This window comes from Halobacteriovorax sp. RT-2-6, assembly GCF_047085025.1.
In the GTDB taxonomy this organism is placed as follows: domain Bacteria; phylum Bdellovibrionota; class Bacteriovoracia; order Bacteriovoracales; family Bacteriovoracaceae; genus Halobacteriovorax_A.
In genome coordinates this window covers 901,383-914,661 of the sequence record NZ_JBKIYH010000002.1, presented here as the reverse complement: position 1 = coordinate 914,661, position 13,279 = coordinate 901,383, and the positions used below count along the sequence as shown (strand labels likewise).

Annotated in this window: 13 protein-coding genes; 8 read left to right on the top strand and 5 right to left on the bottom strand. The window is 36.9% G+C overall.

Going from position 1 to position 13,279, the window contains the following annotated elements; translation table 11 throughout:
• Positions 1-17 precede the first annotated feature (17 nt).
• Entirely contained in the window at positions 18-563 is a 546-nt protein-coding gene (locus tag ACMAYS_RS12935; RefSeq protein WP_103217765.1) for a deoxycytidylate deaminase, read from the bottom strand.
• Between ACMAYS_RS12935 and murJ the strand changes: the two genes are divergently transcribed.
• Entirely contained in the window at positions 562-2,223 is a 1,662-nt protein-coding gene (gene murJ, locus ACMAYS_RS12930; protein WP_392993441.1) for a murein biosynthesis integral membrane protein MurJ, read from the top strand. The two genes, ACMAYS_RS12935 and murJ, sit on opposite strands and share 2 nt — an antisense overlap.
• Positions 2,224-2,303: 80 nt before the next feature.
• Entirely contained in the window at positions 2,304-2,744 is a 441-nt protein-coding gene (locus tag ACMAYS_RS12925) for a DUF507 family protein (RefSeq protein WP_103217767.1), read from the top strand.
• 191 nt (positions 2,745-2,935) lie between these two features.
• On the opposite strand, the gene ACMAYS_RS12920 is transcribed toward ACMAYS_RS12925, so the two are convergent.
• A complete protein-coding gene (locus tag ACMAYS_RS12920; protein ID WP_412463428.1) occupies positions 2,936-3,481 on the bottom strand; it encodes a hypothetical protein in 546 nt (181 codons plus the stop codon).
• A gap of 153 nt (positions 3,482-3,634) precedes the next feature.
• On the opposite strand from ACMAYS_RS12920, the gene ACMAYS_RS12915 reads away from it, so the two are divergent.
• The gene (locus tag ACMAYS_RS12915; RefSeq protein WP_412463427.1) at positions 3,635-5,428 is read left to right on the top strand and encodes a hypothetical protein; all 1,794 of its coding nucleotides are present in this window, start codon (positions 3,635-3,637) and stop codon (positions 5,426-5,428) included.
• Between the two features lie 283 nt (positions 5,429-5,711).
• On the opposite strand, the gene ACMAYS_RS12910 is transcribed toward ACMAYS_RS12915, so the two are convergent.
• Complete coding sequence (locus ACMAYS_RS12910) at positions 5,712-6,131, bottom strand: hypothetical protein (RefSeq protein WP_103217770.1); 420 nt, start codon at positions 6,129-6,131, stop codon at positions 5,712-5,714.
• 89 nt (positions 6,132-6,220) lie between these two features.
• Between ACMAYS_RS12910 and uvrC the strand changes: the two genes are divergently transcribed.
• Positions 6,221-8,101, top strand: coding sequence for an excinuclease ABC subunit UvrC (gene uvrC, locus ACMAYS_RS12905; RefSeq protein ID WP_103217771.1), 1,881 nt, complete (start codon positions 6,221-6,223; stop codon positions 8,099-8,101).
• Between the two features lie 4 nt (positions 8,102-8,105).
• Here the strand turns inward: uvrC and ACMAYS_RS12900 are convergent, their stop codons facing one another.
• Positions 8,106-8,318, bottom strand: coding sequence for a hypothetical protein (locus tag ACMAYS_RS12900; protein WP_021267851.1), 213 nt, complete (start codon positions 8,316-8,318; stop codon positions 8,106-8,108).
• A gap of 163 nt (positions 8,319-8,481) precedes the next feature.
• Between ACMAYS_RS12900 and ACMAYS_RS12895 the strand changes: the two genes are divergently transcribed.
• Complete coding sequence (locus tag ACMAYS_RS12895) at positions 8,482-9,345, top strand: hypothetical protein (protein ID WP_103217772.1); 864 nt, start codon at positions 8,482-8,484, stop codon at positions 9,343-9,345.
• A 78-nt stretch (positions 9,346-9,423) separates the two neighbouring features.
• Positions 9,424-10,575 (top strand): SpoIID/LytB domain-containing protein, encoded by a 1,152-nt coding sequence (locus ACMAYS_RS12890; protein ID WP_158246853.1) that lies wholly within the window; start codon positions 9,424-9,426, stop codon positions 10,573-10,575.
• Positions 10,576-10,586: 11 nt separating this feature from the next.
• Here ACMAYS_RS12890 and ACMAYS_RS12885 read toward each other — a convergent pair whose 3' ends face one another.
• A complete protein-coding gene (locus ACMAYS_RS12885; RefSeq protein ID WP_412463426.1) occupies positions 10,587-11,294 on the bottom strand; it encodes a hypothetical protein in 708 nt (235 codons plus the stop codon).
• A 119-nt stretch (positions 11,295-11,413) separates the two neighbouring features.
• Here ACMAYS_RS12885 and ACMAYS_RS12880 point away from each other — a divergent pair, with 119 nt between their 5' ends.
• Positions 11,414-12,385 carry a hypothetical protein gene (locus ACMAYS_RS12880; RefSeq protein WP_103217775.1) on the top strand — a complete coding sequence of 324 codons (972 nt, stop codon included), beginning with the start codon at positions 11,414-11,416 and terminating at the stop codon, positions 12,383-12,385.
• 76 nt (positions 12,386-12,461) lie between these two features.
• Entirely contained in the window at positions 12,462-13,253 is a 792-nt protein-coding gene (locus ACMAYS_RS12875; protein ID WP_412463425.1) for a DsbA family protein, read from the top strand.
• Positions 13,254-13,279 lie beyond the last annotated feature (26 nt).

Genomic DNA, 13,279 nt, shown 5'->3' with positions numbered 1-13,279 from the left:
CATGTTTACACAGTGAGTTAGTCGCGATAGAAGGCGTCGGTAAAGTGTGCAATGAGTGAATCGAGAACGTGTTCACCAAGAGTAAGCTGTCGATACTTCACTCCAGTGAGGTCGAAGATGCGACGAGAGATACGATTTGACTCAGTACCTGAATGTTTATCTTGTAAGTATACGATTTCTTTAATCTTTGAAGAAGCAAGAAGCTTGGCACACTCATGACAAGGAAATAGTGTCACGTAACATCTAGCGCCATATAATTTGTGATTTGAGTGAAGAATTGCATTGGCCTCGGCGTGAACAACGTATCCATACTTTTGTTGCTCGAGAGGGAGAGTTCTCTCTTTTCCCCAAGGAAGTTTTGTTTCATCAATTCCCGCAACAAAGCCGTTGTAACCAAAAGTTATTTGATGGTTATTATCATCAACAAAAACACATCCTACTTTTGTGGCCGGATCCTTACTCTTGAAACTTGCCATAATAGCCTGAAGCATAAAGTATTCGTCCCAATTTACGGCACTCTTTGTATTGATGTGATTAATCGACTTTTCCAACTCTGTTTTCATGGCAGCAAGATTAGTTAATTATCCTTCACTTGGCAACTACTGGAAGCTTGTTAAGTCAGATAGGGTGGTGCAAAATATTGGAATGACAAGAGAACACAGGAAGAATTTTTTACTATCCTCTATTAAGATGGCCGTTGCAACTTTATCAAGTCGTGTATTGGGTTTTGCTAGAGAAATTTTAATGGCCAAACTTTTTGGTGCTTCGGGGCTTACTGATGCCTATCAAATTGCTTTTCGTATTCCGAATATGTTACGTGACTTATTTGCAGAAGGTTCTTTCTCATCTGCCTTTGTCCCAATATTTACTTCGGCCAAAAAAGATGGCGATGAACACGCTCGCAAGCTTCTATGGTCAATGGCCATTGTCTTACTAGCTATCACTTCGATTGTTTGTTTACTGATTTTTATCTTTGCTCCACAAATCATTCAAGTATTAACAAATGAGCTTTTTACTTCTGATGTAAATCGATTTGAATTATCTGTATTGTTAACAAGAATGATGTCACCTTTCTTAGCATTCGTTTCTGTGGCCGCACTTTTTATGGGAGTTCTTAACACTTATAAAATGTTCTTTGCTCCTGCGATGGCACCAGCTGTTTTTAATATCATTATGATCATTGCGATGGTGACATTACCAAAGTACTTAGAAGCAAAGAATCTTCATCCGATTATTTCTTTAGGAATAGGGGTTCTTGTTGGTGGATTTTTTCAGATGCTTATTCAAGTACCGATGCTATTTTCAAAAGGACTTGTAAAGGTTGATGGTATTGATCTTTTTTCAAGTGATGTAAAAGAAATTTTAAAACGAATGAGTATTGGAACAATAGGTGTTGCTGCAACCCAGATCAATCTTTTGGTTTCAACTTTCTTAGCTACAGGTACAGTTGTTGGAGCTGTTTCTTGGCTACAATATGCTTTTCGATTATTTCAATTCCCTGTAGGAATTTTAGGTGTTTCGATTGGAAATTCCAATCTCGTTTACTTCTCTGAACTTTGGAGGGGAGGCAAGGAAGAAGAAGCAAAGGCAGCACTTCAAACAAGTTATATAACAAGTCTTTTTGTTCTTATGCCAGCAATGGCCTTAATGTTTGCACTTGCCCAAGACTGCGTTGCAATTTCTTTTCAGCGTGGAGCCTTCGGTCTTGATGATACTAAGATGGTAACAGAAGCACTTTATGCTTATTTATTTGGACTTCCATTTTATGGACTCTATAAGGTGTTTTCTCCGAGTTTTTACACATTAGATAAACCAAAGATTCCTGTAATTATCTCTTCGATTGCTGTCGGAATTAATATTGTCTTCTGTTTTTCACTTGTTGGTACATACGGTTTTAAAATTCTTGCTATGGGGACATCTGTATCGATGATTTTTATCATCCTTGTTCAGTCGATTCTATTATTTAAATTACTAGATCTAAGGCTTAATTTCTTCTTCCCGCTAAGATTTTTTAAAATTGGTTTAAGCTCACTATTGGCCTTTTATGCTACACAATATGTACGTGGCCACTTCCCAAATAATATTTTTTCGACTCTTGATAATCTCGCGGCCTTCGTTACTGCAGCGTGTGCAGGTGCTATTGCTTATGTTATTGTGCTAAGTGTCTTAGGGGATTATGTTTTAATTCAGCGCTTCTTAAATAAGATAATCCGCCGAAATTAGAATGGAAGTAATCATAAATTCTCTTGCTTGATGAGAGGCAAGTCGTTAAACTTAAAGAGATTACACATTTGGAGCAGTAAATGAGAACTAGTTTTGAAACACTCGAAAATTTAGCGAGTCATACAATTAATACACTTAAGGAAAAGGGTGTTATTGAATTCGATATTGCAAATCGTGAGAAGCTTATTGAATCAATGGCCACTGAATTTGGTGTATGTCTAGCAACTGATGAAGATATTCGCGATCAGGCTATCGAAGAAGTTGAAGAGAAGATGGGTGTAGATAATATGCCTGAAGACGTAACAGAGTCTGAAATGTTCAACCATGCTCGTAAAGAAATTATTAAGTCATTTAGTGGTGAAAATATTGGTGGTCTTTACTTAGTAGAGTCACTACATAATATTGCAAATCGTATGACTGCATTTTTAATTGATTGTGAATTCATTGATGATGTTTTTGGAACTGATGAAGAAATTCACAACTTCCTAGTACAGAATATTAGAACATTTAAGACTAGATAATAAAAAAGCTCCTTAAGGAGCTTTTTTTATTTCTTTTTAATATTGTGTAGCGACTGTTCGAAAAACATCCGCGGCATTTAAGCGGAGCTTAAATTGGACGCGGTGTTAGCTCCCTATCACTTTAGCTAAAATAATATATTCAACAGGCCTGCGTTTATGCAGGCTTTGTTGCCTCAGGAGCAATGGGAAAGTTATAGCCTTTTAATATTGTGTAGTGATTGTTCGAAAAACGGACCTTCAAGCAAACCATTTAGAACCGAACTCTCACTTTCTAAAATGACAATACCATCATCAGTTTTTAGTAGAGCAGCATCGTAGTAGACACGAAGCTCATGTCCCTTTGTGGCCGTTCCTTCAACTCTTAGAGTTTCTATTCCTTGCTCATATAATTTCTCGAAAGATTTAGGCTCGTGGATAATTGTTGTATCTTTATCAAAGACGAGTTCATTATTAATAGCGAGCTCTTCAAATGCCGATTGTAAATCTGAATAGTTTTTATTAGTGAAGCTAAAGCGCGATTGCCACTCGTAGCGAGTATCAGTTCTTTCAAATATTTTTAATTCAGATTCATCTGTCGTTAGAGTCCACCAAGGGGGAATTGGAATTTCAAGCCCGTGAAAAGGGAAGCTGATAGCATTCTTTAAGGCGACTTTTTTTTCACCTTTAATAACAAATGCTGCATAAGTAGCAAAAATTAAAATGCAAATGAGGATGATCCACCAAAAAATATTACTCATAATCCGCAATTTATCCCTAATTTTTGGCTTCGTAAACGTAATATTAATCAGTTAAATCAATACTTTATAGAAAAAGTCGATAGTTTACTCAAGTTTCATTCATAAAGTGTCGTTAAGTAGTTGAGGATTGTTAAAGTTTTTATGGAGAAAACTATGAAGTTAAGACTTATTGGCACGAAAAGCATCTTATTGGCGATGATGATGCTAAATACATATGCTGAGATCGACATCAGTGATTGTATCTATTTAAGAGACAATGGCTATGAAGATGATGCTCAGGCATGTGTGACAAGAGCATCTCGTGGAAGCTCTGGAAGTAATGACTTCTGTGTCGATTGTTTACCTAAACTTCCTGAAAGAAATGAGTGGGCCGAAGTTGCAAAAGTTGCAATTCCTTCACTTGCAGCAATGGGGAGTGTTTTTTTCGCCACTAAACACCAAGCTGATTCTCAAGAGTCATGGGCAAATGCTTATGAAAATGGAATTAAATCATGCCACGGTCAAATCGATGGCTATTTAGATTATAACCTTGAAAGGGGTGCAAACCCAATTCTTCCAAAAGAGCAAACTTCAATGCTTAATTCTTGTAACGGTTATGGCTACGGTATGTACGCTGGTGGACTTGGTCTTACTGGTGGAACTTTTGGTGGAGTTGGTAACGGTTGGCTAGGTCAAGGTTACACTTCAGGATTCCTAGGTGGAATGGGTGGACCAAACTTTGGTGGAAATATCTATGGCAATGCCGGTTGGGGCATGGGTAACGGCATGGGTAATGGAATGGGGATGGGCAATGGCTTTGGTGGAAACTACCAAGCGAATGTTTATATGAACCCATTAGGTTCTCTTGCAGGTTCGGCACTTGCTGGACTTCTAACAGGTGGTAATGCTGGATTTGGTGTAAATATCAACGGCGGAATGGGCATGGGTGGACACCCAGGAATGTACCCAGGAAATATCTATGGTGGAATGTACCCTGGATTCGGAATGAACACGGGATTCGGAATGGGGATGGGTCGATACCCATACGGAACAGGTTTTGGAACTGGCTTTGGTGCTAATTTTGGCATGGGAATGGGCAATGGTTTTGGAATGGGGAATGGTTTCGGAATGGGCAACGGTTTCGGACTTAATACTGGTTTAAATTTTGGACTAAATATTGGTAGCACTGGTGCGTTCCCAGGAATGAATACTGGCGCAGGTTGGGGGATGTACCCTGGATCTGGCTGGGGAATGTATCCTGGAACAGGTATTAATGCTGGTTTCAACCTTGGTTGGGGTGTTAATGGCGTAGGTAATGGTAACTGGGGTAATGGTGGAGTTTATCCAACATATCCAGGTCCTGGAAACGGTGGAGTTATCTCTGGCGGTTGGGGCGTCAATGGCGGTGGAAACGGCAATTGGGGTGTTAACGGCGGTTGGGCCAATGGCGGCGGAAACCCTGCATGTATGTGTATTTCAGCACCATGTGCTTGTGGAAATACTTTTCCTGGTGGAAATGGAAATATTAATGGCGGATGGGGAGTCAACGGAGGTTGGGGAACTGGCGCTAATAATGGTTGGGGTGTTAACGGAAACGCTGGTTGGGGAGTCAACGGTGGAAACGGTTGGGGCCTAAATGGTAATGCTAACGGAGGTTGGGGTGCCAACGGAAACTGGGGAGCAAATGGAAACTATAATAATGGTTATCAAGCACAACAGTTCCAGAGCTACATCAACGGACTTCAAGGACAAGCTGTTGCTCAAGGTAATTATCAAAACCAAGCGAACGTAATGTATGCTAACCAAGCTCTGTATCAGAACTTACAAAATGCTCAACAAAATATTTATGCAAATTCATATAATGGTTATTACAACTCTGGTACTAACTTTGGATCAATGGCCGGAGGGGCCCTTAATGGTCAATTTAGTGTCGGAATTGGTGGAAGTGCGGGAATGAATTGGAATTAAAAAATAATTTCAAGAGAGATGAGAGATAAAAAGAAAGCCTCCTGTATGGGAGGCTTTTTTATAAAAAAAATAGCGCCAGTGGCGAACCGAGAAACCTAAAGGTTTCTCTCTCGAATACTATGTGCACCGAATAGGGGCGCACAAATAAAAAAAGAGGCTATCAGCCTCTTTGTATTGCGTTTGTTGCGAACCGAAAGACCTAAAGGTCTTTCTCTCGTGTACGTCTTCATTCCAAATGAAGGACGCATAAATAAAAAAAGAGCTTATCAAGCTCTTTTTATATTTATTTATTATGCATAAGTATTTTAATTGAACCTCTGAAGAGGACTTCGATTTTATTAGCATCGAGACTCTTTTCAACAAGCCCTGGCCCAAAAGTTGGGTGAGCAAGTATGTCACCAACTTCAAATTTGTGACGAATATTATATGCAATAGGTTCACCTTCTAATTTTTGAAGCGCGTTTTCCCAAACATTAATAATTTTATCTTCAGTTGAAATTCTTTTTTTCGCAGGAGCTTTGCGACGAGTAGCACTTGGAGATGCTACCTTTTTTGGCTTGTATGCATGAGTTGCTTTACAAGTATTACACAGAACTTTGTATGGAGTATCTGCGTCTTTCATTGCTACAATTAAATGAGCAAGATCTAACTTACATTTGCTACAATATGTTACAATTTCCTTACCAACACCTAGTTTTGACATATTCTCTCTTCCTTTTGCTTAATTAGGTCAATTTAATGGCGAATAGGATTAAAGTAAAGAGAATAAAAGGTAATATGTAGATAATTATAATGAAGAAAAATACTTTAGCACTGCTGGAAAAAGCAAAACATTTACCGACAAAATCTGGATGCTATTTAATGAAGCGAAAGCGCGCTGGCATCGAAGAAATTCTTTATATTGGAAAGGCGAAAAACCTTCGTAGTCGAGTGTCTAGCTATTTTAATAGTTCTGAAAAATCACCAAAGACTCAAATTCTTGTCTCTCATATTCAAGACTTCGACTTTATAATGACTAAGACAGATGCAGAAGCATATATCTTAGAAAATAACCTTATTAAAAAGCATATTCCTAAGTATAACATCCAACTTAAAGACGATAAAAGTTATCCTTATATTCAAGTCGATATGAATGAAAAATTTCCACGACTTGTTTATACGAGAAGACCAAAGAGAAAGAAGAAGATTAAATTATTCGGCCCTTTTACAACGGGAAGTAACATCTTAAAAATTTCTAGAATTCTAACAAAGTCTTTTACTTTACGAGACTGTTCGATTGAAGAAATGAGAAAGAGGAAGCGCCCGTGTCTAATTTATCAAATGAAGCAATGTTCGGCTCCTTGTGTGGATTATATTTCTGAAAAAGATTATTTTAATGATCTTAACTACGTTATCAATTTCTTTGAAGGCCAAAGTCGTAATGTCTTAAAAATTTTAGAAGAGAGGATGTTTGAAGCTGCTGAAAGTGAGCACTTTGAAAGGGCCGCTGAAATACGAGATAGTATCGAAGAGTTAAAACAATTCTCATTAAGTTATGAAAAGCAAAATGTTGAACTTACGACTGAAAAAGACTTTGATATTGTTGCCTACCATGTTGGTGAATTAGAAATTGATATTTCAATTTATATGATGAGATCTGGAATCCTTCTTGGTCATAAAAACTATCACTTTGGAAAAGGTGATAGTGAGAATGAAAATCACGAGCTTTTTCAAACCTTCTTATTTCAATACTATTCAAATACAAAAGAGAAGCTACCAAGTCGTATTTATATTGATGAGAAAAAAGCTGATCTTTCAATGATTAGTGAAGCATTTAACGAAGTACTTGATCAAGAAGTCGAAGTTCAAAAGCCAATTGGGAAGATGAAAACTCTTTATGAGTTAACTCTTGATCATGCAAGAGAGCATCAACGCTTTAGAGTTAAAAACCTTGATGGACCATGGATTGGTTTAAATAAATTAAAAGAACTTTTAAATCTAAAAGAAACTCCTAAAATTCTTGAGTGTTTCGACGTTGCCATTTGGCAAGGAAAGTCTCCAACAGCATCGCAAATTGTTTTTCGTGATGGAAAACCGGATAAGACTCAATATCGCTATTATCACTTAGAAGAAAGGCCAGAGGGCAATAACGATTTTGCCATGATGAGGGAAGTTTTAGCGAGAAGACTTAAGAAAGGAAAGCTTCCAGATGTCTTCATTGTTGATGGTGGGAAGGGACAAGTTTCAAGTTTTCTTGCAGTTCTTGAAGATTTCGAACTTGATATTCCTGTCGTGGGAATTGCTAAAATTAAAACGAGCAAACAAGACTCTTTTAGAGATAAGGAAGTTTCAAGTTCAGACGAACGTCTTATTATTCCTAATCGAATTAATCCTTATATCTTAAAAAAGACACCGTCTCTAATGAGAATTGTTGTGCAAATGAGGGATGAGGCCCACAGGTTTTCGAGAAAGCTTCATCATAAGAAGGAGAGAGATCGTATTTTTACTTCGTGGTTTGATGATATTGAAGGAGTTGGTGAAAAGACTCTTAAAACAATTCATGAAAATATGGATTTAAATCTTAAAGAACTTTCGCAATTAAGTGTGATTGAAATAAGTCACAAGTTAGATATAAAAGAAGGGCTTGCTGAGAGAATCCATGCCAAGCTTATGGCCGAATTCCCTCAGAAATAACTGTCTAGTTGAGGTGGTGGATTTTTTTACGATTGCCGTGCCCGCAATCAGTACATCTCGAATTCTCGTGTATGTACAAGTTTTTATAATCCGATAGGTGTGTGTGAACCATTTTAGAGCCACAAACAGGACAATCATTTAAAACCTTATGTACTTGATCGGCATCACCAAATAACTCTTCAAAGTTTTCAAATTGGAAATCTGGATCGAATGACATTGTAGCAACTCCTTTAAATATTAATTACCACTGGGGATTTGAGATTGTGCAGAGTGTCCCAAGCAGTGGATGTAGTTGATTTATCGGCGGCTTAACAATGTTCTGAAATTTATGCTTTTTTTTTTAAAGACTTAGGGATATTTTACCCATAGGAAATAAAGTAATGGCGCAATTTTTAACCAAATTAACTAAAGATTTTAATAATATTTTAAAAGTCTCACGTGATGAGAAGCCGAATTACTGTGCCAAGTTATTTGAAAACACTCTTTGGTATCCTAAGTTAAAAGAGAGCAAACTTACTGCTAGCAAGGCTTCTTCGGATGAGCCTAGGGCCACACAAGTTGATTCTAAGCCGATTGTGGCCGCAGCTCAGCAAGAAGTTGCCAGAGCTGAAGAAACAGTCACAGCTCCAAAAATAGAAGTTCCTGTGGCACCTCAAAAGAGAAAGATTGATATTGCTGCCGCTTCAAATCCTAGTGAATCGACTCACACTCTGAAAGTTAATGATGATATAAATAAATTTCTTTCACAATATAATACATCTTGGAATCTTGAAACAATTCCTGGCTATCAGGATTATCAAGGCGAGGTAGATATTATCTTTTTTGGCCTTGATGAAATTGAAGAAGGGGAGCTCCCTGATTTTCTACCTTTATCAATGATTGAATCAGATCAAGATATTATGGGACGTATGATTAAGGCCATGAAGATCTCAAGTGGCCGCTTTATTCGTGTACCATTTATAAAAAAAGATGCCCGCGAGTTCCTCTTTACATGTTGTGCTCACTTTAAACCAAGATTACTCATTAGCCTTGGGGCTGCCGCAACAAATCTATGTTTAAATAAACGTGTTCGTCTTGCAAATGTTCACGGAGACTTCCATTCAGTTCAAATAGAAGTTGATGGAAATGCTCAGTTAATTGATGTCATGCCTTTATTTCATCCTAAATTACTAGAGGTAAATGAGTCCATGAAGAAAACGGCGTGGACAGATATGCAAAAAGCGATAAAATTTCTCTCAAGTTGAGTAGCTTAGTAAAATCATATATCATTTTATTAGATAAGTTGCTGGGCAAGGATGCCGCACAAATCAGGACGATCTTCGTTGAGAAATTTATTTATCTCTTTCATTATACTTTCTTCATTGAATTCTCTGGCGAGAATTAGCCCATTAGATAATTTACGATCAGGACACACGATAAAAGTTAGAGTAGCAAAAGACCTTGATAACGTTATGCTTGAAGGTGTTGATCTGACACGAAAAGTTGTTGCAACAAGGAATCGTAAAAGTTTTAAGGGCTTTAAGAAAATAAAAGTAAATTGCCAAAATTTACAATCTGCCAAGTCTGTTAAACCTCAGTACTTGGCCTCTCTTACATCGCAAACAGGACTAATTAGTTTTGATCGCAAGCAATTCATGGGGCAGATGCATATTGTAACGAGTGCCGATGGAAATTCTTGTGACGTTGTTAATGAGATGGATCTTGATGACTATATTGCAACACTTCTTGCTAAAGAGATGAACGCTTCTTGGCCAATTGAGGCCCTTAAAGCTCAAGCAGTTGCTGCTCGTACATACGCTCTTCATCACATGATGATTTCTGGACTTAAAAATGACACTCTTTATGATTTAGAGAACTCTGAAAAGCATCAGGTTAATGGAACATTTAATGATGTGACAGCAAGTACACTTGAAGCTGCAAAAGATACAGCAGGTCTTGTTTTAACAAATGGTGAAGGTAACCTTGTTCCTGCTTTTTTTCATGCAAGTTGTGGGGGAACAACATTAATCCCTTCTGATGTTTGGAGAAATGATGTTCACGGTTATTCAACTGTGAAGTGTGATTACTGTCAGAAAAAGAAGAATTGGGATTCTAAAATTACAAAGCTTCGATTTAAAAAATTTTTAAACTGGGCAATGAAAAAAAATTACATTGAACAACAAAGTTTAAAAAAGAAATTATTCTTGTATCCAGATAAAAGAGATGAAAAAAATCTTTACGTACAAAATGGTGTAAAGAAGATCAAAATCAAAAAGAGTTTATTCCGTCGCTACTTTGGCCGTGTTGAATTTCCTTCAAATCATTTCTATATGGTAGATGTTGGTGGAGCTGGTCTTCACTTTGTTGGAAAGGGCAATGGTCACGGTGTTGGTTTATGTCAGGTTGGTTCTTTAGGGCTTGCTCAAAAAGGAAAGGGCCATCGTGAAATTCTGGCCCATTATTTTCCGAAATTAAATATCTTAAAACTTTATTAGTTTTTAAATCATTAAGGACATGGTGTTGAGAAAGTCACATTCATCATAACAGGTCCTAGTGTTCCTTGCATTGGCTGAGAGTACTGGAAAGGTGCTGCCGTAATTTGAAAGTGAGCAGCATCTATTGTTGCCGCTGGACAATTCGCTCCTGTTCCTAAACTCATTCCTGTACTTAGCTGTATTCCTTGAAGTCCACGATCATCACCAATGATTGGGAACCTATAATTCTGATATGTAAAGTAACGTGAGCAAAGTGAGAGGCGAACATTGTATCCTACAACAGAGTTTCCATTAAGAACCTTTGTCATAATAAGAATATCACCGAAGCTATTTACTCCAACGTGATGTTGGTTTGATTCATTAGGAAGCATTCCTTCTTGTAAAGGACCATAAACAGAGTCATTATTATAAGAATATCCAGATTGAATATTAGCTACAATCGTTGCGCGTCTTTGACCAATCTTAAGGTAGTTTCCATAGCTATCCATGTTGAATCGATCATTACCATATTGCTGACAACTAAAAGCTTGAGCATTTACGAGACTATCGAATAAAGCCTGTCCTTGTGAGTCCATTCCTGTTGAGCCTGTATTTGAACCACTTCCACCTGTACCCCAGCCAGAGTAGTAGCCACCACTACCGCCCTTAGAGTCTTGTCCACAGCTTGTTACAAGCATCGAAGCAATTGTCACAACCATTAATAACTTAAACTTTTTCATAATATCCTCAAATATTAGTTTTCACGCTATTTCTTGTATCGGTGAAAATTTAGGATTTCTTTAGAGATTGATAAAATTAATTAAGAATTTTTTTAAATTACCCGAAATAGTAAGTAATTATGACAGCTTATGAACAAGTAAAAGAATCAACATTTAAGATTATTACAGGCTCCTTTAAAGACTTTAAAAAGGATGATCAGGCGAAGTTTCGTTTAAAGATGGGACTAATTTTTGCAGTCATACCTTTTATCTCAATTTTTGTGGGATTCATTCTTAATTGGATTCTTTTAAAATCAACAATCATTTATATTACAGCTTATCGAAAGGATATTGATTATATCATCGATTCTCTTATTTATGACTATCTACAAATTGGATTAATGGAAGCCTTACCATGGATGATTATTTCAATTGCCTTCTTATTGGTAGCAGGAATTGTTCTTGCTCAACTGATGCTGAGACCATTTGATGAGATTGCACAATACTGTTTGGACTTTCTTGGAGCTGAAGAAAAAGTTACGAATTTCGATGGAGAGTTTAAATCTGAGTTAAGATTGTTATCAAGTTTTAGTGATTGGTTCTTTACCACCACTTCGACGCTGCGAATGAGTGGAAAATTAACTCAAATTGAAGTTCCTTCTAAATACAAGAGGATACACAAACCGGTCTTTGAAACTATGTTTTTTGTCCATAAGAGTATTTATGTGGCCATTACTTGTATTTTGACTGGGATGATTATTTTAATTATCAATTACGCTCTCTTTGATGCTGTGATTTCTGTAGTTAACGAAATCTTTACCAATGGTAAATTTGCTAAAGATTACTTTAGTAACATGGCCTTAATTCAGGACGACATTGTTGGTATTACAATAATTATTAATATTGTTTCTTATGGCTTTTTCATGGCCTATCTTTATAACAAAGTTGCAACGCCAGCATTTGGTATTTTTGCGACGATGCGATCTTTCATTAGTGGACGATATACATCAAGAGTTCACCTTATCGGATACAAGTACGTTCGTCATCAGACGCGTGCCATCAACAAGTATTTGGACTATATGGAAAAAGAGTACTCAGTAAAAGATGATTGAGTATTTAACTTTGTTCAAGTAAAATCATAATAATAATTTGATGTGAAATTTGTTCATAATAACAAAAGGGATAGTAATGAAAAAAGCATTAGGCATTGTAATGTCATTAGTTTTACTTGCGAGTTGTGTAGGTAAAGATGAAATCAAAAAAGCATTAAAAGATGATCCAACGATTTTAGCAGAAGCAATTAAAGCTAACCCTGCTGAAGTTATGGAAGCTCTTCAAGTTGCAGCTCAAAACGCAAAAGAAGCAATGGCGAAGAAAAGAGAAGAAGAGGAAAACAAAAAACTTCACGAGTTTATTGAAAACCCTCTTAAGCCAGAAATTAGATCAGATGAATCAGTTAGAGGTACTAAAGGTGGAATCATTACTCTAGTTGAATACTCTGACTTTCAGTGTCCTTACTGTACAAGAGGGTTTGATAATGTTGTTAAGCCAATGCTTGATAAGTACAAAGGTAAGGTTCAATTTGTTTACAAACACCTTCCACTTTCTTTCCACTCAGAAGCTAGAATTGCAGCGGCTTATTATGAAGCTGTAAGACTTCAATCAGAAGAGAAAGCATTTAAATTTCACGACATTCTTTTTACTCAAGAAGGTCAACAAAAACTTAGAAACCTAAAAGAAAAATACCTAAAGAAAACAGCGAAAGACTTAGGTGTTAATATGACTAAACTTGCTAAGGATGTTAAGTCAGATGCAGTTGAAAAAAGAATTGCTCAAGACGAAGCTGAAGCTAGAAAGTTTGATATTCAAGGGACTCCAGGTTTCGTAATTAATGGTGTACCAGTAAAAGGTGCTTACCCATTATCACACTTCGAAATGATTCTAGGTCTACTAAAAGAAAAAGGTAAACTAGATATCTAATCAGTGATCAAATTCAATTAAAATAT